Here is a 21,070-nt window from a genome sequence, read left to right on the forward strand (position 1 = left end):
ATCACACGCCCGCGGCCGCTTCTTCATGTACTGATTCGATTGCCTCAAACAGCCGTTTTCTCAGCTCTTCCTCAGGCAGACGGCTGAATTCTTCCATAAAGCGGATAAGCACGGCCCAATCCCCGTCTACCGCTTTTCCGATATGGATTTTCGGAAAAATCTGTTCCGTATGTACTTCATTATGATTCAGCAGTTCTTCATACATCTTTTCTCCCGGCCGGATGCCGGAGAATTCAATAGGAATCTGTTCTGTCGTATAGCCTGATAAATGAATCAGGTTTTTTGCCAGATCGACGATTTTGACGGGTTCTCCCATATCCAGAACGAAAATCTGCCGCCCTTTTGCAAGCGCCCCCGCCTGAATGACGAGTCTTGACGCTTCGGGGATCGTCATAAAATATCTTGTCATCGCCGGATGCGTGACGGTGACGGGTCCGCCTTTTGCAATCTGCTTTTTGAAAATCGGAATGACGCTGCCCCGGCTTCCGAGCACATTTCCGAAACGGACGGCGGCGAATTTGGTGCGGCTGATTTTTCCGAGGTTCATGATGACCATTTCCGCAAACCGCTTCGTCGCCCCCATAACATTGGCCGGATTGACCGCTTTATCAGAAGAAATCAGCACGAACGTTTCCGTTCCGCACATATCGGCGGCCTCGGCGACATTTTTTGTGCCGAGGATGTTGTTTTTGACAGCTTCCTCCGGGTTATGTTCCATTAACGGCACATGTTTATGGGCAGCCGCATGATAGACGACGTGCGGCTCGTATTTTTTCATCAAGGTAAAGATTTTATCTCTATCCTGAATATCGGCGATCTCCGCGTGAAAAAGCACCTCTTTCCCAAAGCGTGCTGACAGTTCGCCATGCACGGAATAAATGCTGTTTTCCCCGTGGCCGAGAAGGACGATTTCACGCGGACGAAACGAGCTGATCTGGCGGCAGATCTCAGAACCGATAGAGCCGCCGGCACCCGTGACCAGAATCGTTTTTCCCTTTATGCTGTCAGAAATTTTGCTCGTATCCAGAGTGACCGGTTTTCTGCCGAGCAAATCTTCGGCGTTTACATCTCTGATGTGTCCGGCAGCCTGCGTTCCGAGCAGGATCTCATCAAATTGCGGCATGATTTTAATATGGGCGCCCGTCTGCACACATTCTTTGTATAAAGTCTGAAGCTCATGGGTTCGCAGAGACGGAATGGCGATGATGATATGGTGAATTCTCAGCCTCTGCACCGCCGGCAAAATGCTTTCTTTTCCGCCGATGACGGGCAGCCCCATAATCTCGAGCTTATGCTTCGTCTGGTCATCATCAATAAAAGCCACAGGCATGATTCCGAGATCGTTTTTCTGCGTAAGCTGACGGGCGAGCAGCGTCCCCCCCGCGCCAGCGCCGATAATCAGCGCCCGTGAAGAGTCATTTTGCTTCTTGCCGATCGTTTCTTTCAGCACGCGCGAAATCATCCGGCTGCCTCCGATAAACAATAGCTGAACCATCCAGCTGACGGCTAAAAGCCGGAACAAAATCGTGTGGAACACCCCATATTGAACGGCGGCCGTCACCGCTGCGGACAGAGTGATCCCCTTCAGCAGGGCAAGCAGCTCCCCTATTCCCGTATACGTCCATACCTGCTTATACTGGTGAAACATAAAAGCGCATACATGGTGGCTGATCAGCATGCTCACCGCGGTCAGCAGGAGCGCTCCGGAGTCATAAAAGTGATAAGAATCCTCAAAAAATTGATATCCTATAACAACGGAAAGTAAAACGAGATACGTATCCAATGCAAAAATCATTGAAAGTCTTCTCCGGTAAGTCAATCTTTCCCCTCCTCATTTATCGGTTTAGCTGATACGGTTTTCGCAAAAAAACAGGCATAACAGCTAAGCCGATAAAAACGCGGCATTTTAAGATAAATTGGGCATTTAACCCGTCCTCACACCCCGCCACCGACGACCAGCATCTAAGGCAGCGAAAATCGCTGCCCACAGCAGAGCCGAGTGCCTCCGTTGATAAAGGTAAGGAGACATCACCTTCACCGCTCAATACGAGTAGTGTTCTGTTTTTTTGATTTTCTTTTTATTCAAAAGCGCGCCCAAAAGCTTCGCCTTCGACTGCTGAAGCGCGTCTTTCGCCTTTTGGACGGTATCCATTTTTGTTTTTCCGCTCAAAACGACGAGAACGCTTCCATCCGTCTGGTTCGCTAAAATCTGTCCGTCCGCCACCGCCAAAAGCGGAGGTGAATCGAAAATGACCAGACTGTATCGGCTGTACATCTCCTGAATCAGCTCTCCCATCGCTTTAGAGGACAAAAGCTCAGCCGGATTCGGCGGCGTCGGACCGCTCGTTAAGACATAAAGATTATCTATCAGTGTTTTTTGCACCGTTTCGCCGAGGGAAGCGTTTCCGACTAACACATTCGTAAGGCCTTGTACATTTTCAAGCTGATAGGTCTCATGTATCGTCGGTTTTCGTAAATCCGCATCGACGAGCAGCACCTTTTTTTCCTGCTGCGCAAATACCGCGGCAAGGTTGGCGGCGCTGAATGATTTTCCTTCTCCCGGAACGGAAGAAGTGACGAGAATAGAGCGCAAATGGGTCTGTACAGAGGAAAACTCAATATTTGTCCGAATGGTGCGGTATTGTTCAGCTACCAATGATTTGTGGTGTAAAACGCATATTTGAGCCAATCCCCGTCTTGACTTCTTTTTTCTGAATCCCAAATGCCTCACTCCCCGAAATGTTTTTCATCAGACCGTGTCTTCTGATTTTTGATATCATACACAACCCCTAAAACAGGCAAGTCTGTTTTTTCGCTGAGCTGCCGCTCGCTTTTAACGGTTTCATCAAGAAAGTGGAGAAAAAACGCAAGCGTCACACCGGCCATAAGGGCCGCACCGAATGCCATCATGATATTCCGGATGCGCGAAGGCTTGACCATCGGGCTTTCCGATGCTTTTGCCTCAGACAAAACGATGACGCCTTTTATATTCATCCTGTCGCGGACTTCTTTTTTAAATGTTTTCATCAGCGTGTTCGCTATTGCGGCGGCCTGTTTCGGATTCTCATCCTGCACCGCTGCGGTGATGATTTCTGAATCGGTTTCGCTGCTTGTCGTGATCTTTGCTTTCAAAGCGGATGCCGTCTCGGAAAGATGGAGCTTCCGCTTCACTTTCTCAATCACAACCGGGCTTTTCATTATCGTTTGAAACGTGTTGTTGTAATGGAGATTCAGCTGGATGTCGCTGAGATTTGATTTTTTTTCACCGCTTGTTTCATGAATGAGCACCTGGGTTGACGCCTGATAAACGGGCGAAATCACTCGAAATTGGATGTATCCCGTCACCAGCGTCACTACTGCTGTCATGATAAAAATCAGTAAAAATCTGCGCTTAATAATGTCAAATAATTCTTTAAAACTCATATTCTCATTCATGTAATATACAGCCTCATCCTTGATGCATCAGGCTTAAACGCCCCCTTCTGTTAATGATTGGATTATAAAAGAAAAGCTCGAAATTTGAAAATTTCAAATTAAGCCATTTAGTTCTTTTTAGAGAACGTTATCATGATTTTCCTCTTATTTACTGCACTTACCTTATAATTTTAAATTTTATAAAGAACAAAAAATTTCTTATAATGAACAAAAAAATGCCAGTATACAGGGGAGAATTCAGCATAATGATTGGAAGAATAATACGTTTATACCGCAGAAGAAAAGGCTACTCAATTAATCAGCTAGCAGTCGAAGCAGGTGTCTCTAAATCTTATTTAAGCAAGATAGAACGGGGGGTTCATTCAAATCCGTCTATTCAATTTCTAAAAAAAGTGTCCGCCACCCTGCAGGTCGATCTGACGGAGCTTTTTGATGCCGAGACGATGCTGCATCACATGGGAGACACGGAAGATGAGTGGCGCATCCATCTTGTGCAGGCCGTGCAGTCAGGCATGCCGAAAGAAGAACTGTTCACCTTTACGAACAAACTGACTGAAAAACGGCCGGAGCCCGCACCCTACCGCAACAGAAAACTGACTGAATCCAATATTGAGGAGTGGAAAGCGCTGATGCAGGAAGCGAAAGAACTCGGCTTGTCCGTTCAGGAAGTCAGATCATTTTTAGAACGGAAGCGTTACTAATCATATGCTGATGAAAGGGCTTTTATTTCCATCTTGTCATCATCTCCGTTTATAATGAAATGAAAAAGGGGGATGAAATAATGACAGAACTTACTGTTCAAACCCGCTGCGGCGCATTGAAGGGAACTGCCGGTCACGGTGTCCGCACATGGAAGAGCATACCGTATGCAAAGCCGCCCGTGGGAGAGCTGAGATTTAAAGCGCCGGAGCCGCCCGTACCTTGGGACGGCGTAAAAAATGCCGACTCGTTCGGGCCGGTTTGCCCGCAGCCGGCTGATTTGCTGTCGATGTCATTTTCCGGAGATGTACCGCCTCAATCTGAAGATTGCCTTTACCTCAATGTGTTCGCTCCCGATTCAGAGGGCGGGAAACGGCCTGTCATGGTATGGATTCATGGCGGCGCATTTTTCCTAGGTGCCGGAAGCGAACCGACTTACGACGCATCTGCTCTTGCCGCTGACGGAGATGTCATTGTGGTGACACTTAATTACAGACTCGGGCCGTTCGGTTTTTTACATTTGTTTTCTATTGATGACACATATCCCGGCAATATCGGCATGCTCGATCAGATCGCCGCGCTGCGCTGGGTGAAGGACAATATCTCCGCATTCGGAGGAGACCCTGATAATGTCACGGTATTCGGTGAATCGGCTGGCGGCATGAGCATCGCCTCACTTATGGCCATGCCTGACGCAAAAGGCCTGTTTCATAAAGCCATACTGGAAAGCGGCGCCTCTCAGACGATGACGGCGGACGTGGCAAAAGAGATCACAACAGCATTTATTCAAGAAGCCGGCACTGATCAATTGCAGGAGCTTTCCGTTAATGACATTCTCAAGACTGCGGATAAGTTGCGGAATACAATAGATCAAAGCATTTTTCATCTTTTGTTTCAGCCCGCCATCGATCCGGCCACATTGCCTGCGGAACCGGCCAAAGCCATAGCAGACGGGGCCGCGGAAGGCATACCAATGATCATTGGAACCAATCGTGATGAAGCATATTTGTTTTTCACCCCTGATACAGACATTCATTCCGAGAAAAAACAGCAAGAATATTTGCTTTATCATCTCGGAGAGAACAGCGCCAAGCTAGCGGCAGATTTATATCCGCATTCTTTAACAGGACAAATTGATATGATGACGGATCTGAAATTCTGGCGGCCTGCCGTTGCCTTTGCACAAGAACAATCGCAATACGCGCCCGTCTGGATGTACCGCTTTGATTGGCATGGCGAAACACCGCCGTTTCATAAAGCGGTTCACGCTCTGGAATTGCCGTTTGTGTTCGGAAACTTTGATTCTTTGAAAAAGACGCTGAAGGAACCGCTCAGCGAAGATGTAAAACAGCTCTCCAAGCTGATTCAATCCGCATGGATCGCTTTTGCAAAAACCGGAAAACCGGACACTGATCAGCTCCATTGGCCTCAGTATGAAACAGGTTCGCGTGAGACCATCATTTTCAACACATCCGTCTCGACGGAAAGCGATCCCGATTCAGCCAAACGCCGCATTCTGTTTCAAGCATAAAAAAACCCCCAAGGGATCGGTTCCCTTGGGGTTTCGTTTTCATCCCACTTCAGACATCAGTCAGCTTCAACCTGGTCATTCGGTTTCGCAGAATACCCATTTCCATATTAATCCTTATATGTTATATTCTATTACAACTAATAATCTAACCATTCATAAAGGAGTTTTTATATGGAGAAATCAAATATTATCGGCACAGCTGCCGTTATTATCGGAGCGCTTATGCTCTTAGTTTCTTATCTCTTCCTGCGCGGCACTGATTTCTATGCCGTGAGGTGGATAGGGGCTGTGATCATGGTTGCAGGATTTTCATGCGGGCCGGCCCACACAATTTCAAAAAATAAAAACAAACATGAAAAAGAAACCCGGTAACCTTACTGGGTTTCTTTCATATATTTCATTCTATCTCACTTCATAACGCAATTCCGCAAATTGCTTGTAGCGCCGGACATCCGTAAGCTTCAATGCGGTCTCCGTCTCTCCCGGTCTGAATAACGGAATACCCCGGCCAAGCAGAACGGGAGCGACCTGAATGATAAACTCATCGACAAGCTCCTCTTTCAATATCGGCTGCAGCAGATCGCCCCCGCCGACAATCCAAATCCGCTTGCCATCTTGGCGTTTCAACGCTTGTATAAAATCGGCAGGTTCTTCATGAATAAACCGCACATCTTCAGTACGCCCGGTCAATGTCCGTGAAAACACATAGCATTCTTTCCCCTTATATGGAAATTCATCAGGGAATAAAACCAATATTTCCTCATATGTTTTTCTGCCCATGATGATCGTATCGACAGATTCATAGAAGTCTGCATAATCGGTGTCTTCTTCACCTTCAGTTCCGATCAGCCAATCCAAAGAATGATTTTCCCGCGCAAGATAGCCATCTGCGCTGACAGCTCCGTAAAAAACGAGCTTTCTTTGACCGCTCATGAAAACCCCTCCCCTTTTTACAAGTTCATATTGAGTTCATACAAACCTATTATACTGCAAGAAGCCGGATAAACCGGCAGTTAAAAAATTGAGGTGAGTATAAATATGAACAGCCAAGAAAAACGAATTGCGATTATCGGTGCAGGGCCCGGCGGTCTGACACTGGCGCGCATTCTGCAGCAGGGAGGGCTCGCCCCGGTCATTTATGAGCAGGAGACATCACCGGCTGAGCGGCAGCAGGGCGGAACGCTTGATTTAGATGAACAAACCGGACAAAAAGCGCTGCAGGCGGCCGGCCTTCTCGGCTCCTTCCGGTCGATCTGCCGTTATGAAGGGCAGGCGCTGAAAATCACAGATAAAAAAGGAACCGTTTTTGCTGAGACAGAACCTGAAAAACTGACGGATCATGGGCGGCCTGAAATTGACCGAACCGAACTTCGCAGACTGCTGCTGCAATCGCTGAAAACGGACACGATCAAATGGGGACATAAGCTTTCTCATGCCGTTCCGCTTGAGAAAGGAGGTCATAAGCTCGAATTTGAAAACGGACATACAGACGTCTTTGATCTTATCATTGCGGCGGACGGCGCCTTTTCCCGGGTTCGTCCCCTTCTCAGCGATGCGCCTGTTGAATACTCCGGAATCAGCATGATTGAGCTTCATATTATGAATGCGGCGGCTGACTTCCCTGACCTCGCCGGTTTTCACGGCACGGGAAGCATGTATGCCCTTGATGACCGGAAAGCGATTATGGCCCAGCTCAATGGAGACGGCACAGTCCGGGTCTATTTATGCTTTGCCGCCGGCAGGTATTGGATAGATGAAAACGACATAGATTATGATCAGCCCGAGGAAGCGAAGCAGAAACTTCTGGAGCTTTTTGAGGACTGGAGCGACGACCTGAAACATTACATCCAATACGCAGGAGAAACCATTCTGCCGCGAAGACTGTACAGCCTGCCCGTGCAGCATAAGTGGGAGCACAAACAAGGTGTCACGCTGATCGGTGATGCCGCCCATCTCATGACGCCGTTTGCCGGGGCGGGAGCCAATCTGACTATGCTGGATGCGGCGGAACTCGGGCTTTCTATCTTACACAATGCTGATACAGACAAAGCGGTAAAACAATATGAAGAAAAAATGTTTGCTTATGCGGAAGAAACGGCAGCTGAGACCGGCTCACACATGAAAACATTCTTCTCAGAGAGCGCCGCACAGAAGATAGGCGCCATGATGAATGCATTTTAAATCTGATATATGAACTGGAGGTGCGCTGAAAGTAAAGCTTTCGGCAAACAAATGACAGAAAAAGCGAAATGTATCCCTATTCATTTACACATCCCGATCCCGGCAATGCCGGATGGACAATTCACGATGACACCGACACTGTTTCATACAGACAATGATTTGATTCTCGTTGACACGGGAATGCCCGGTATGGTGAAAAACATCGTAATGCAGCTGGAAGCTGCGGGATTTTCACCCGGGGAATTAAACGGCATCTTGCTCACCCACCAGGACATTGATCATATCGGAAGCGCCGCACAGCTGAAAACGAAATTTCCGGACATTGAAATTTATGCCCATGACGCTGATAAACCTTATATACAGGGAGAACTTCCCCTCCTTAAAACACTTCCGAATTCCCTCGCTGCGCAAATGTCTTCCGACGGCAAGCAGACGTCCGGACTGACCGTCACTCATACCGTTACAGACGGAGATCAACTGGCCGGCGGGCTGACCGTGATCCATACACCCGGGCATACACCGGGGCATATCAGCCTGTATCATTCGGCCTCGAAAACGCTTATCGCCGGAGACGCCCTGATCGTCAGAGGCGGGGAGCTTCAAGGGCCGAATCCGCCTCAAACTCCTGACATGGAAGAAGCCTATCGGTCCGTCGCAAAACTGGCATCCTATGATATCGAAAAGGTCATCTGCTATCACGGCGGACTATACGATAGAGACGTTAACCGCAAAATCGCACAGATTGCCGCAGCAGGGCCTCCTCTTAAAAATAAGGAATAACAGCAAAAAACCCGGCCGTCACCGGGTTTTAGTTTCTTCCTGCTTTTGAGATACTGTTAAGATGCTGTCTATCCATCTTCCGGTAATCGGCATAAAGAAATGAAGGATCATTCCTCCTAAACAAACGGTGAAAAACGTTCCAACGCCTACCGGTCCTTTTAAGATCAATGCCAATATGAAAAATACGAAGTAAATGACCGTTCTTGAAAAAAAGATGCTTCTTCCGGTTAATTCGCGGATAATTAACGTTAACCGGTCAACCGGGATCGGTGCGAAATTTGTGTGCAGATAAGTCGCGGTGCCTATCCCTATCACAACCAAACCGATTGCAAAACACCCCGCTTTTCCGTACCATAGTTCAGGCGTGATGATTCGATGCAGGAAAAAAAGCCACAAATCAATCCCGATTCCCGTGATAAACGCGGTAATCATTCCTGAAAATTCCGGTCTTTGTCTTTTTAACATTGAATTACAGCAAATTAACAGGAAAGCTATAATGACTTCCCAGCTTCCCACGGTAAGGCCTGCATTTACAGATAGTCCCACGATAAGCGCATCAAAAGGCGATGTTCCAAGATCTGATTGAATAGTGACAGAAATACCAAAGGTCAATATGATGATTCCCAAAACATAAAAAACGTATTTCACTTGATCAGCCTCATTTTATAATTTTATGTTGCAAATACAATAAAATTACGTTATGTTTACTATACGGTATTTTCATTGCAAATACAACATAAATCAACTGAAGAAAGGAGATGTATGAAGATGAGTATCAAAATAAAAAAGTGCAGCCTTAACGATATAACAGCACTCCGAGAGATAAGCATTGAAACATTCAATGATACATTTAAAGATCAAAATTCACCTGAAAATATGAAAGCTTATTTGGAAACTGCATTTCGCTCTGAACAGCTGAAAACGGAATTATCCAATCCCTCTTCGAAATTCTATTTTGTTTATTATGACGATGACCTTGCCGGATATGTAAAAGTCAACATGAACGAAGCTCAATCAGAAAAAATGAGTGAAGATTCTCTAGAAATTGAGAGAATTTATATAAGAAAGAACTATCAGAAACACGGACTTGGAAAATTTCTGCTGAATCATGCTGTAAAAATCGCAACTGAACACAATAAAAAGAACATCTGGCTGGGCGTATGGGAAAAAAACGAAAATGCAATCGCCTTTTATCAAAAAATGGGGTTTATTCACACCGGAGAACACTCTTTTTATATGGGGAATGATAAACAAATCGACTTTATCATGACGAAAAACCTGTCGTAAAAGCCGCCGGATTGACTCATACAAAAAAACCCGGCCAAGCTGCCGGGTTTTTTCTATTATTTTAATTTTCCCGCGCGAATATCATCAGTCATTCCTTCGTACGGCGCTTCTGAAATCAATGCTTCGTTATTGATTCCCGCATTGTTGAGATACGTAATATCCGCAAACTCGGGAACGACATATTTCGGGTACGTGTCATATTTCTCACGTGACTCTTTCATCACATCAATGTAATCATTTTGGTAGCACACCGTGATTTCCGGATGCTCATGAACCCATTTCGGGAAGAAAATAATCCCGTGCATCCGTTTTTCATTCGGCATAAAGTTTAATGAAACGTCTGTGCCTGTCGGTTCAGTCCATGACACTTTATATACGCCTTCTGTCAGCTTTACGATATTCACTTCTTGGTCGCGCACCCAGCGGCCGCCTACCATTCCGCTATGAATCCGATAGTCGATCGTATGATCATTTTTAATATAAATTTCATACTCCCAGCCGTTTTCATACGTGTAAATCATATGGCTTCCGATAAAGTTTTCCATGCTAACTCACTCTCCATATTATTATTATTGAACTTCATAAATATCCAACCGAATGTCATCCGGCAATCTGACCGCAGCCCCGATAAACATCCGGTCCTGCAGATGCTGATATGCCTTACTGCTTGTTTTAAACACAGGCACAGTGCGGAAATACACGTGCTCGTGATCAATGATGCGCCCCTCTGCAGCCTGCTGGCGGAACGGTTCACTGACTTGGCGGATGCCGTTGTTCTCAACATAAATGACTTCGTGCTCTTCGGTTTCCAGCGCGTACCTAGCAGAAAGATCAACCCGGCCGTTCGGACGGATGATCTGGGCGTCTGCCCCGCCCGGGAGAACACGCCCCTTTACGGCGCCGCTGACCGTTCCGCCCCGAATCAGGATCAGCTGCCTTTTCCCTAATCCAGTCTGCCCAGCAACGATCGGTTCATCCACTTTAATTTGCAGAGACATCACTTTTTTTAAAGAAGGTTCATTCAGGACGTATCACCTCCCAAGACATTATGTTTATATATACATGTAACTATTTACATGATTAATTGTAACGCTGTTAAAATGGACTGTCAAATGATGAGATGCTTCACCCGGTAAAAAGGTGTTTAATAAAAAAGACAAGGACGGCAAATGCCGAAACCCTTGTCTTTTTCATTTACTCTGGCGCTCCTTAGGTCCATGCTCACATGCGGCTCGCGAACTAGAAAGGAATCATAAAGAGGTTTTCTCTATTCCAGCGCCTTTTAGTATTCACATTCTTTTTCTTGACACTCAGGTTTCTCTTCAGCATCGACTAAAGATATCCCTATTTCATCATTCGTTTTGTCATAAAGTCCGAAAAATTCTTTTTCCTTATTACCATTCAAGTAACCCTCGATGGAAATTCCCCCCATAGGATCTATTTTGTAATCGTTATCGTATGTAATGTGCTTTATATTTTTGTAATTAGCTTTTATATAGCTTTCCATTTTATCTTTCGCTTGGTTAAAAAGTTCTTGTTCTGCTTCTTTTTTATCATGTTGGTACTTCAAGTAGGTACCTCCTGACGCTATAACCATTACAAACACCAGGATAATTATGTATTTATTCACAAACTCATCCTTTCTTATATTAAATTTATATCTACTTTTGGGGTGTTGTACATGTCTAAAAAACATGAATGTATCAAAAGTCGAGAATACTTTTATATAAGCGTTAGTTACACTTGCCTAAAGGGTGTGTGAATTTCTAAAAAATCTTATAGTTAGATCTAGGTTAAATGAAGTTATGAAGAGGAAGGGAATTCAAAGCCAGAAAGAATTGGCTGAGTTAGGTTAGCTCTATGAGGCTGCGATAAGCAGATTTAAAACAAATATCAAGATATGATATCACAACACTATTCATTATTAACAGAGGATTAAATGTGCCTATGGAAGATTTGTTTTATATCGAGGAGATAGAGGGTAGGCAATAAAACAAAATTAGCCCAGCTCGATTTGAGCGGGCTAATTTATCTTGTACAAAGCTTATCTTTACATTCTTCTTTGGGTTCGGCATCAACCGTATATGACAATATTTCTTTATTACTTGGATCATATAGACCTTCAAACTCTTTTTTTCCGTTAGTATAACCCTTAACACTAATACCACCCATTGGATTAATATAGTAATCCTCAGAAAAATGGATATCATCCACATTTTTATAGTTCGTTGTTAAAAACTTTTCCATATGATTCTGGGCTTCTTCGAATAACGCAATCTCTTTTTTCTTTTGATCATACTGATGCTTCATAAAAAGACCCCCAACTGCTATAATTATTAAAATAAGGATAATTATGTACTTTTTCTTTTTCATTTGGAAATCAACCCTTTCCTATAAATAACTGTCGTTTTTAAGTAAACGAAATGAGCGAAAACTTGATATGAATATACTTTCAGCATGCCAAAAGCAAAGCTAACCAATTCAGAATTCATCGCGATTGTTGCTGACAAGTTAAGATTGGAACTTAAAGCGAGTAAAATGCTATCTGACGTTTTTCCTATCGTTGAGTTGTCATGATATTTGTACGCAGTTACCGTTAATTATCGGGGATACCTCGACAAATGAGACGGTAGAGGCGATTGATCTCAGGAATAGGTTTGAACTGTATGAGAAACATATCACGAATTTTGTAAGATAATTAAACAAAATAAATACCCACTCATCCTGAGGTGGGTATTTTATCTTTCTTCGGCATTGACCACTGAAATACCTATCTCTTTGTTCGTTGGATCGTATATACCGGAAAATTCTTTTTCTTTATTATTATTTATGTAACCTGAAACTTCGACTCCGCCTGTCGGATCGATATTGTAGTCTTTGGAAAAGTGAACTTCCTGCACATTTTTATAGTCTTTTTTTAAGTAATTCTTCATATGATCTTGCGCCTCATTCACAAGTTTCTCTTCGTTCTTATGTTTGTCATATTGATGCTTCACGAAAAAACCTCCCACTGCTATAATTATAACAATTAGGATAATAATGTATTTTCTCATGCGTATCATCCTTTCGAACTTATTTTACAATATATGAAAGGTGATGTATATATGCCAAAAGGAAAAGAAATAACCGTCTCAAATGTTACAGATAAAGAATATTACCGTTTGAGTCAGGCGGCCTACCACTATAAAATGTTAGCCCTGCACATGAAATATAAAACCCCCTATAAAATCAGTAAGACGTCATATTGGTACATTGAGAAAGTTGAGCAGGATTCTGATACGGGTCTTGATGCCTTTGTATTCTCAAAAGGTGTAAAGACAAAAGACGGCAAGTGGGCGAAGTCTGATAACCCCGAAAACGTCGTCATCGCCTTTGCGGGAACCGATATCGGAAAAGATCCGATCAATGACGGCGTAAAAGCAGACGGCGGGAACATTGTTTTCGGAAATGATCCGAAAAAAGAAGCCCATTATATTGTTAAAAAAGGCGCCAAAGACACATCTAAAACACTCGGAAAATATAATGGAACACCTACTCAAGACGCCATGCTTACAACGGGAAACTATAAGCTGCTGACGAAAACATCGCAAATTGATCAGGCAGATCAGCTCGTGAAACAAGTCAAACGCAAATACGGAACATCAACAATCGTTTCAACAACCGGCCATTCACTGGGAGGCGCAGAAGCGGAATACAGTGCGGTCAACAATGATATTTACGCAGTCGCTTTTAACAGTCCTTCTGTCGTAAAACTGCATGATAAAGAAACACAGAAAGACATCAACAGCGGCTTATACGATCCTTACATACGATCAATCATCAATCCGGACGACATGGTCGGGGCAGGTTATTGGAACGAATATGACCGGCATAACGGGACAACGATTTATACGAAAAACCCCTCACTCTCACAGTTCAGCCGAAAGCTGCGGCTTGATGGGAGCTTGAGCGAGCAGATCGGCAAGAATCTCGCTTATTTCTTCACTACCGTCATTCTGAGAAATCCGGATACACACGGCTTAAATGAAGCAAATTTTATGTTTGACCGAAACGGAAACATCGCAAATCCGAACGGAGATGAATTAGTCTTCGATAAAAACCTCGGAGCTCTCCTCCCGGCCGGTGCGATCGGAAGCGGAGACGCGATTAAAGTAACGCCCGCGATCGCCAAAAAGCTGGCTGAAAAGGTGCAGGCCATGACCGAGGATTTGCGGACAATGAAAAAAGAAGCGCAGAACGCCTATCAGGAGCACGATGAAAAAATCGCCGAGCTGAAAACGGAATTTTACGGCCAAGTCGGACACGGCTTGTTTGATCAGCTTCAGGCACAGGATGTGACCAATACAATAGAAGATATTGCGCAATCCTACGATAAAGGCCCGATTTTTTATGACACTCAGGCTGAGCAGGCGTTTATTGATTCTTTGCAGACGGCGATCACGGATCTTGAAGAGATCGGCGGATTCTTACATACAATAGCGGATGACTTTAAAGAAAAAGATCACATGCTGGCAAACTGGTTACGTTTATAGGAGATGATTTTTATGACGACATTAGACAAGCTTCTGGAACAAAAAGATGATCCCATGAGGAAAATGCTGCAGCGGCAGATGCTGAAAACCGCCATGACGCAGGCAGCGGGGACAAAACTGGAAACAGTGCGCCGAACGCTTCAGCCAAAATTCGATTTAAACACATTGAAAGATGAATTAACTGAAGTTTATTCAGCCCTATTGAACAGCTTCGAAGGCAAGGCGCAAAAAGCTCTCGCACAGCGGATCAGTGAAAGTGCGCAGCTGATTGCCGGAGCTGAAAATAACAGAGACACATTCATTAACAGCTTCAAAACAAGGTAAACAAAAAAACCTCACAGATTGATTCATCTGCGAGGTTTTTAACTGTTACGCGCTCGGAGGGATTCGAACCCCCGACAGACGTGGTACCGGAAACCACCGCTCTATCCAACTGAGCTACGAGCGCACGTTATTTCAATCAGATACCTTTATATTATAATAAAGAAACGTGCAGAAAGCAATACTTTTTCAATGAAACGTGATTTACGGCGTATCGTGACAGGATTATGCAGCGTTCTCATGCAGCATAATCCCGCATCATATAACGGCTATTGGTTTGCGAGCAGACACGCCGCCGAAACGCTGCAATGTTTCAGCTTTTTTTCCAAATGTCTTTTAACGTCCAATAGGTGAATTCCTCAACCTTTACAGCGCCTTTCTCAGAAAACAGCTCAAGCCCCAATCTGCCCTCTTTCGGATAGATACGGCTTGTCATCGTTGCTTCTCCATGATTGGCGAATACTTCAATCGAAGACCTGTCAATAAATATTCGCAGCGCCAGCTTGCCGCTTGCATCCATCCGCACTCTTCTCACACCGTCTTTCGCTTTCCCCATCTTGGTGCAATCAAGTGTCAATTTTTTATCCGTTAGATTGTACTTAAGCACAAGTTCCTCTTCATCAAGGCCGCGAATTTTAATACCTGCCGTTTCGGCATCGCAATCGTTTACATCATACACGACTTGGACTTCCAGCAGCTCTTCGGATGTCTTTGCCAAGTAACTGCCTGAAACGGACCGGCCGGCACATTCCCGATATTTCATTTTTCGCAGCTGCTTGGTTTCTTCCACGGGATTCATCAAAAGTTTATGATCATCACGCAATGTCAGTTCCCGCGGCAGTGTCAAAGCACCGCACCATCCGTCCGCTTTTGTCGGCATCTCGGATTCCCACATATCCATCCAGCCGACGGCAATTCTGCGTCCTTTATCATCCAGTAATGTTTGAACGGCGTAAAAGTCATGGCCGTGATCCAGTTCTTTAAAAGCGCCGTGTGTAAATTTATTTGTTTCATCATTATAGTCACCAATTAAATAACCGGTTTGATGTAAATTTTTATAGGAATCACCGTCGGCTTCAATACCCTGTGGCGAAATTAGCAGGACATGTTTGCCGCCTAATTCAAAGAAATCAGGACATTCCCACATATAGCCGAGATGACCGTCACTTTGGGCGAGAACACCTGCGTATTCCCAATTACGCAAATCAGATGAACGGTATAAAATGACCCGCCCGACGTTTTCTTTTGTGGAATTGCCGACTACCATATACCAGTCTCCGCGATGCTTCCACACTTTCGGGTCGCGAAAATGGCGGGAGCTGTCTTCCGGCGGTTCCGCAATAACAGGGTTATCTTGAAGCTTTTCAAACACTGCACCATCTTGGCTGACAGCGATATTTTGAGTTTGATAGAAAAGGTCTTTCTCGGGGTCAATCATGTTATGCCCGGTATAGATTAAGACAAGTCTTCCACGATCATCGACCGCGCTTCCCGAAAAACAGCCGCTTTGATCAAATGCGTCGCCCGGCGCTAAGGCAATCGGCAAGTGCTCCCAATGAATGAGGTCTTTACTCTTTACATGCCCCCAATGCATCGGCCCCCAGTTCTCATCAAACGGATGATGCTGAAAAAAAACGTGGTATTCTCTCTTAAACTGAATAAGTCCGTTCGGATCATTGATCCAATTCGCCCGGGGCATAATATGGTACCCCAGCCGATATCTTTGTTTCACTTTACCCTCGGCTTTCTTCAAGGCTTCTTCCGCCTGCTGAATTCTATCCATTTGCGACATCCTCTCTATCCGATTTTTTGTAAATGCTGCACGCGCCTGCTATTTTGTTTCGGGCCCAATAAAGTAAATATGGAGATGACGGTAAAACCAAAGACGACGATTCCCATGATGAGATAGGTTTGCCGGAACCCCGCACTGTCATATAATCCTCCCGCCAGCGGCGACAGAATCGACGCGCCTGCCTGAGATGCGAATTGGAAACCGACGAGATAAAGGACGGACGACAGACGCGTATCAAAATTGGCCGCCAAATATTTAAAAACGGCGATCAGCATAATCGGCAGTTCCAGTGCGTGGATGAGTTTCATTGATGAAATTCCTACTGGCTCAACTGCAATTCCGGACCCGACGATGCGGAAAGCCATTAAAAACCCCGCTAAAATCAAACTGTTTTTCGCTCCGAACTTATTGACGATAAAAGGCGCAAGAAACATCATGCCGGCCTCCAAAAATACCTGGAACGAATTAAGATAGCCGAATACTTGGTTGCCTATCGCCACTGAAGGAAATAAAGACGCATAGTAGATCGGGAACTGCTGATCATATACGCCGTAAATGCAGGTCACGCCGATAATGTACATCATAAAAAACCAAAAATCCTTTATTAAAAAGAGACGACCCACATCTTTTAACCGGACCGAATCCGCTCTGTTTTTCTCATGGTCGGTCATTTCGATTTTCACAGACATGATAATGGCCGTTAAAATGACGGCTGATACAGACGCAATCCAGAAGTTGATATTGGGATTGATATTGAAAAGCTGCCCTGCAAAAAATGCAGCGGCCGCCCAGCCCAGCGAGCCCCACATTCTTGATTTTCCATACTCGAATTGATATTTCCGGCTGACCTTTTCAATGTAAGTTTCAATCGCGCCTATCCCCGCTAAAAAAGCGGCACCCAAATACAAGCCTCCGACAGCCGCGCCAAGGAAGACGTTGTACTGCAGGAGCGGTCCATAGATGAAAATATAAAACGGACCTGTAAATAGGAGAAGAAAGCTGATCATAAACAATATCTTTTTCTTCAGCCCCAATTTGTCAGAGATAAAACCGTAAAGAGGCTGCATGCACAGGGCAAATACGGCATTTACAGAAAAGATAATGCCTGTCGCTGATCCGTTTAAATTGATTTCTTGCCCTAACCAAATCGCAAATAAAGAATAGCTGGAAGACCAAGTAAAAAAGAAAAAGAAAAAATAAGCACTCAGTTGCCAATACAGACTTTTTGCGCTTTTCATGTTCACCGCTCCTTTGATCGGACATGGATATTTCTTAATCTCCGTTCCCGAACTGCTTGCTGAGCCACGTACTTCCTACTTCTTTTTCAGCAGATTCATGCGAGTGTTTGGTAAGCGCTTTCTTTTTTGCCGCTGTTCGCCCCTTTCACTTTTGCGGCAGCAATATCCTTTTTTGTAAAGCACTTTCAAAAAGAATTGTATGTCAACCGGTTTCATATGTCAATCGGTTGACATATATTTTTCTGATTATTAAAACTAATCCTGCTCACATGAAAACAGACACATGGAGTTTCCTTGCACATGTCAGCCCGATTCTCTAAAATAAGTGCGTGACGAGAATTGTAAGCCATTTCAGTAAAGCAGGAGGGCAAGGGAATGAAGCCTAACATTCATGATGTTGCAAAAATAGCGGGAGTTTCCTCTACAACCGTTTCGCGGGTATTAAATAACCGCGGCTATATCAGCGAAAAAACAAAAGAAAAAGTGTACAGGGCGATGGAAGAAATCAATTACTTTCCAAACGATCTGGCCCGCTCCTTATTCCGAAAACGAACCAATTTAATAGGGCTTATCATTCCGAACTCCAGCAACCCGTTTTTCGGCGAACTCGCCTTTCATATTGAAAGCATTTGTACGTCCATGGGCTACAAACTGCTGCTTTGCAACAGTTTACATCGGAAAGACAAAGAAGAAAAATATTTGGAAATGCTGATTAGAAACCAAGTGGACGGCGTCATCGCCGTGACTTATAACCGGGGAATTCTCAATTACCACAAGCAAAATCTGCCGATTGTCGCCATTGACCATTACTTATCGGACTCGATTCCCGTCGTCGGCTCAGACAATTATGACGGCGGAAAAAAAGCGGCGGAACTGCTGATCGAAAAAGAGTGCCGGCACATCGTCCATATCAACGGTCCGATTGAACTCACTACACCGGCAAACCTCAGAAGAAAAGCATACGAAGATGTCATGCATAAACACGGACGGCAGCCCATTACATACGAAGTGCCCTTTTATCAAGATTACCATGACATCATTTCAACATTATTTGATGAACAGCCTGACACCGATGGAATTTTTGCCAGCGATGATATCATGGCAGCCGCAGTTATGACCGAGGCTAAAAAACGGGGAAAAGACATCCCCAATCAATTAAAAGTGATCGGTTATGACGGCACCGAGACCGTTCAATCAATTCTGCCGGAATTGACAATCATCCAGCAGCCGATCGAATTGATTTCCAAAACAGCCATCGAGATTTTAGCTAAAGAAATTGAAGGCGAATTTGATGATATTCCGCCGGAAACGTATTTGCCGGTACGGCTTTTGGAAGGACGGACAACTTAATCAGGTGCGGTGCTGACGCGTCTGCGGTCTATTTCGAATGCCCCGGCCATATAATTTTCTCAAGCTCCGGGGGCGCGGTATAGGGCAGCTCGGCATACAGCAGCCTATTGACCATTGATCACTTCCATTTTCACTTTGCTGTTTGAACTTTTTGTTTTCTGGGAAAAATGGTTTTAGAAGAAAAGGTTGGCATTTTGGTCAGCGTTTTGTTTGACCTTTATTGACCAAAAATGTATCATGTAAATACATACTTACCTAAAAGGTGAAGGAGGAGCATTATGAATTTAATACCTACAGTCATTGAACAAACGAACCGCGGAGAAAGAGCTTATGACATTTACTCCCGTCTTTTGAAGGACCGTATTATCATGCTTGGATCTGCGATTGATGACAACGTTGCAAACTCCATCGTGTCACAGCTTTTATTCCTTGAAGCGGAAGACCCTGAAAAAGATATTTCCATTTACATTAACAGCCCTGGCGGATCAATCACTGCCGGTATGGCAATCTATGATACAATGCAGTTCATTAAACCGAAAGTATCCACGATCTGCATCGGTATGGCCGCTTCTATGGGAGCATTCTTACTTGCTGCCGGAGAAAAAGGCAAACGTTACGCGCTTCCTAACAGTGAAGTCATGATTCACCAGCCGCTTGGCGGAGCGCAAGGACAGGCGACTGAAATTGAAATCGCTGCTAAACGCATTCTCTTGCTTCGCGATAAATTAAACAAAGTGCTTGCTGAACGTACCGGCCAGCCGCTTGAAGTGATCGAGCGCGACACGGACCGCGACAACTTCAAATCAGCTGATGAAGCTTTAGAATACGGCTTAATCGATAAAGTGCTGACACGCAATACGGAAGACCAGAAGTAATATCCCGCCTGCAAGAGAGACTCAACCTCTTGCAGGTTTTTTTTATGCTTTCTCTTCATTCAAAAAAGTAATGAATGCTTTTACGACAGACAATTCTAACACTGAAGAATCATACATGAGCCACGTATCGCGTATCACAGGCTCGTTATTTTTATAGGAAAGCGCCAAGGTGTATAATTCATCAGAAGGCTGAAGACAGATTTCCGGCACAACAGAATAACCGAGGCCGTTTTTCACCATCTCTTTACAGGTTTCCTGCCTGTCTACCTCCATTGCAATGAAAGGCGGCTCGGAAAATTGATTATTCCACCATTTTTGAATCAAACTTTTCAAAGAAGCATCTGTTTGATAATAAATCATCGGCAATTTGGGAAGGTCCTCACTGTTGATTTCAGTTTTCGAAATAAGGTACAGCCTCTCTTCATTTAACAGTTGTTTTTCCCCTTGCCAATCATAATTTCCCCTCATAATCCCAAGGTGTACACCGGAATGATGAAGCAGATCCATAACCTTTGCACTCCATCCCGTATTGACGTGGAATTGAACAGACGGATACTGATCAGAAAACCGTTTCAGAATCGCCGGGAGCTTATACTGAGCAAAATTGCTCGAGACTCCTAATCTGAGAACCCCGCTGACTTCATGGCTCATATTGAGGATATCATCCTTCATTTTTCTGAATTCCCGCAGCATCTCTTTCGCATATTCAACGAGATATTCACCTTCTGAAGTGAATTCCATCCCTTTTTTTTTTTATAAAAAAGGCGCACTCCGAATTGCGCTTCCAAGTTTTTGAGACGATAACTTAACGCCGGCTGCGTCATATATAACCGCTCTGCTGCCTTTGTCATATTTTTTTCTTCGAATAATGTTATGAGTACAACCCAATCCTTTTCATCCATATGAAATCCCCTCAAATATTTTTCTGCTATAGAATTTTCTCCTATTATAAAAGTTTTTTATTCAACTTTATAAAAATTATATGTTTTACTTATAATCCTCATTTATCATACGATATTTCCCAAGGGACCGGTACCTTTTTTCCACAC

The 21,070-nt window shown here is 44.4% G+C and carries 22 protein-coding genes, 1 tRNA gene and 2 pseudogenes; 11 read left to right on the forward strand and 14 right to left on the reverse strand.

What is annotated here, in order from left to right; genetic code table 11:
- Position 1: 1 nt before the first annotated feature.
- The 3 genes from ACW5MY_RS16375 to ACW5MY_RS16385 all read right to left on the reverse strand — a co-directional run bounded on the left by ACW5MY_RS16375 (position 2) and on the right by ACW5MY_RS16385 (position 3,435).
- On the reverse strand, positions 2–1,819 hold the full coding sequence (locus ACW5MY_RS16375; protein WP_014472284.1) for a polysaccharide biosynthesis protein: 1,818 nt from the start codon (positions 1,817–1,819) through the stop codon (positions 2–4).
- A 222-nt stretch (positions 1,820–2,041) separates the two neighbouring features.
- Entirely contained in the window at positions 2,042–2,722 is a 681-nt protein-coding gene (locus tag ACW5MY_RS16380) for a CpsD/CapB family tyrosine-protein kinase (RefSeq protein ID WP_289393937.1), read from the reverse strand.
- Positions 2,723–2,727: 5 nt separating this feature from the next.
- Complete coding sequence (locus tag ACW5MY_RS16385) at positions 2,728–3,435, reverse strand: YveK family protein (protein WP_013353694.1); 708 nt, start codon at positions 3,433–3,435, stop codon at positions 2,728–2,730.
- A gap of 245 nt (positions 3,436–3,680) precedes the next feature.
- Between ACW5MY_RS16385 and slrR the strand changes: the two genes are divergently transcribed.
- The 3 genes from slrR (at position 3,681) to ACW5MY_RS16400 (ending at position 6,037) form a co-directional block, all read left to right on the forward strand.
- Positions 3,681–4,136 (forward strand): HTH-type transcriptional regulator SlrR, encoded by a 456-nt coding sequence (gene slrR / locus ACW5MY_RS16390; RefSeq protein ID WP_007407395.1) that lies wholly within the window; start codon positions 3,681–3,683, stop codon positions 4,134–4,136.
- Positions 4,137–4,216: 80 nt separating this feature from the next.
- Entirely contained in the window at positions 4,217–5,665 is a 1,449-nt protein-coding gene (locus tag ACW5MY_RS16395) for a carboxylesterase/lipase family protein (RefSeq protein WP_013353695.1), read from the forward strand.
- A gap of 171 nt (positions 5,666–5,836) precedes the next feature.
- On the forward strand, positions 5,837–6,037 hold the full coding sequence (locus ACW5MY_RS16400) for a hypothetical protein (protein WP_013353696.1): 201 nt from the start codon (positions 5,837–5,839) through the stop codon (positions 6,035–6,037).
- 30 nt (positions 6,038–6,067) lie between these two features.
- On the opposite strand, the gene ACW5MY_RS16405 is transcribed toward ACW5MY_RS16400, so the two are convergent.
- Positions 6,068–6,598 carry a dihydrofolate reductase family protein gene (locus tag ACW5MY_RS16405; protein WP_013353697.1) on the reverse strand — a complete coding sequence of 177 codons (531 nt, stop codon included), beginning with the start codon at positions 6,596–6,598 and terminating at the stop codon, positions 6,068–6,070.
- A gap of 105 nt (positions 6,599–6,703) precedes the next feature.
- Between ACW5MY_RS16405 and ACW5MY_RS16410 the strand changes: the two genes are divergently transcribed.
- Together ACW5MY_RS16410 and ACW5MY_RS16415 are read left to right on the forward strand one after the other, a co-directional pair.
- A complete protein-coding gene (locus ACW5MY_RS16410) occupies positions 6,704–7,846 on the forward strand; it encodes an FAD-dependent oxidoreductase (RefSeq protein WP_013353698.1) in 1,143 nt (380 codons plus the stop codon).
- A 126-nt stretch (positions 7,847–7,972) separates the two neighbouring features.
- On the forward strand, positions 7,973–8,626 hold the full coding sequence (locus ACW5MY_RS16415; protein ID WP_232469710.1) for an MBL fold metallo-hydrolase: 654 nt from the start codon (positions 7,973–7,975) through the stop codon (positions 8,624–8,626).
- Positions 8,627–8,644: 18 nt separating this feature from the next.
- Here the strand turns inward: ACW5MY_RS16415 and ACW5MY_RS16420 are convergent, their stop codons facing one another.
- Positions 8,645–9,274 (reverse strand): YczE/YyaS/YitT family protein, encoded by a 630-nt coding sequence (locus ACW5MY_RS16420; RefSeq protein ID WP_013353700.1) that lies wholly within the window; start codon positions 9,272–9,274, stop codon positions 8,645–8,647.
- Between the two features lie 120 nt (positions 9,275–9,394).
- On the opposite strand from ACW5MY_RS16420, the gene ACW5MY_RS16425 reads away from it, so the two are divergent.
- Positions 9,395–9,913: a GNAT family N-acetyltransferase gene (locus ACW5MY_RS16425; RefSeq protein ID WP_014471064.1), complete on the forward strand. Its 519-nt coding sequence runs from the start codon at positions 9,395–9,397 to the stop codon at positions 9,911–9,913.
- A 56-nt stretch (positions 9,914–9,969) separates the two neighbouring features.
- Here the strand turns inward: ACW5MY_RS16425 and ACW5MY_RS16430 are convergent, their stop codons facing one another.
- From ACW5MY_RS16430 to ACW5MY_RS16445, 4 genes are all read right to left on the reverse strand, one after another.
- Positions 9,970–10,458 carry a phenolic acid decarboxylase gene (locus ACW5MY_RS16430; protein WP_013353702.1) on the reverse strand — a complete coding sequence of 163 codons (489 nt, stop codon included), beginning with the start codon at positions 10,456–10,458 and terminating at the stop codon, positions 9,970–9,972.
- Positions 10,459–10,482: 24 nt separating this feature from the next.
- Entirely contained in the window at positions 10,483–10,938 is a 456-nt protein-coding gene (locus tag ACW5MY_RS16435; RefSeq protein ID WP_038463075.1) for a DUF3237 domain-containing protein, read from the reverse strand.
- A gap of 257 nt (positions 10,939–11,195) precedes the next feature.
- Positions 11,196–11,483, reverse strand: coding sequence for a DUF1433 domain-containing protein (locus ACW5MY_RS16440; RefSeq protein WP_014471065.1), 288 nt, complete (start codon positions 11,481–11,483; stop codon positions 11,196–11,198).
- A gap of 458 nt (positions 11,484–11,941) precedes the next feature.
- Entirely contained in the window at positions 11,942–12,286 is a 345-nt protein-coding gene (locus ACW5MY_RS16445) for a DUF1433 domain-containing protein (protein WP_013353705.1), read from the reverse strand.
- 66 nt (positions 12,287–12,352) lie between these two features.
- Here ACW5MY_RS16445 and ACW5MY_RS16450 point away from each other — a divergent pair.
- A pseudogene (locus ACW5MY_RS16450) lies at positions 12,353–12,490 on the forward strand (hypothetical protein); the annotation flags it as partial.
- A 161-nt stretch (positions 12,491–12,651) separates the two neighbouring features.
- Here the strand turns inward: ACW5MY_RS16450 and ACW5MY_RS16455 are convergent.
- Entirely contained in the window at positions 12,652–12,966 is a 315-nt protein-coding gene (locus tag ACW5MY_RS16455) for a DUF1433 domain-containing protein (protein ID WP_013353706.1), read from the reverse strand.
- A gap of 51 nt (positions 12,967–13,017) precedes the next feature.
- Here ACW5MY_RS16455 and ACW5MY_RS16460 point away from each other — a divergent pair, with 51 nt between their 5' ends.
- Both ACW5MY_RS16460 and ACW5MY_RS16465 read left to right on the forward strand, forming a co-directional pair.
- Positions 13,018–14,445: a lipase gene (locus ACW5MY_RS16460; RefSeq protein WP_013353707.1), complete on the forward strand. Its 1,428-nt coding sequence runs from the start codon at positions 13,018–13,020 to the stop codon at positions 14,443–14,445.
- 12 nt (positions 14,446–14,457) lie between these two features.
- The gene (locus ACW5MY_RS16465) at positions 14,458–14,769 is read left to right on the forward strand and encodes a hypothetical protein (protein ID WP_013353708.1); all 312 of its coding nucleotides are present in this window, start codon (positions 14,458–14,460) and stop codon (positions 14,767–14,769) included.
- A 48-nt stretch (positions 14,770–14,817) separates the two neighbouring features.
- Here ACW5MY_RS16465 and ACW5MY_RS16470 read toward each other — a convergent pair.
- The 3 genes from ACW5MY_RS16470 to ACW5MY_RS16480 form a co-directional block, all read right to left on the reverse strand.
- Positions 14,818–14,893, reverse strand: a tRNA-Arg gene (locus ACW5MY_RS16470).
- Between the two features lie 186 nt (positions 14,894–15,079).
- Complete coding sequence (locus tag ACW5MY_RS16475) at positions 15,080–16,549, reverse strand: glycoside hydrolase family 32 protein (RefSeq protein ID WP_462061630.1); 1,470 nt, start codon at positions 16,547–16,549, stop codon at positions 15,080–15,082.
- A gap of 14 nt (positions 16,550–16,563) precedes the next feature.
- Positions 16,564–17,796, reverse strand: coding sequence for an MFS transporter (locus ACW5MY_RS16480; RefSeq protein WP_013353710.1), 1,233 nt, complete (start codon positions 17,794–17,796; stop codon positions 16,564–16,566).
- Positions 17,797–18,171: 375 nt separating this feature from the next.
- Between ACW5MY_RS16480 and ACW5MY_RS16485 the strand changes: the two genes are divergently transcribed.
- Together ACW5MY_RS16485 and clpP are read left to right on the forward strand one after the other, a co-directional pair.
- On the forward strand, positions 18,172–19,146 hold the full coding sequence (locus ACW5MY_RS16485; protein ID WP_289393939.1) for a LacI family DNA-binding transcriptional regulator: 975 nt from the start codon (positions 18,172–18,174) through the stop codon (positions 19,144–19,146).
- Between the two features lie 278 nt (positions 19,147–19,424).
- Complete coding sequence (clpP, locus tag ACW5MY_RS16490) at positions 19,425–20,021, forward strand: ATP-dependent Clp endopeptidase proteolytic subunit ClpP (protein ID WP_003151513.1); 597 nt, start codon at positions 19,425–19,427, stop codon at positions 20,019–20,021.
- A gap of 42 nt (positions 20,022–20,063) precedes the next feature.
- On the opposite strand, the pseudogene ACW5MY_RS16495 reads toward clpP, so the two are convergent.
- Positions 20,064–20,923 (reverse strand): annotated as a pseudogene (locus tag ACW5MY_RS16495) (LysR family transcriptional regulator).
- Positions 20,924–21,070 lie beyond the last annotated feature (147 nt).

This window comes from Bacillus sp. Bwzl_19, from assembly GCF_054900515.1.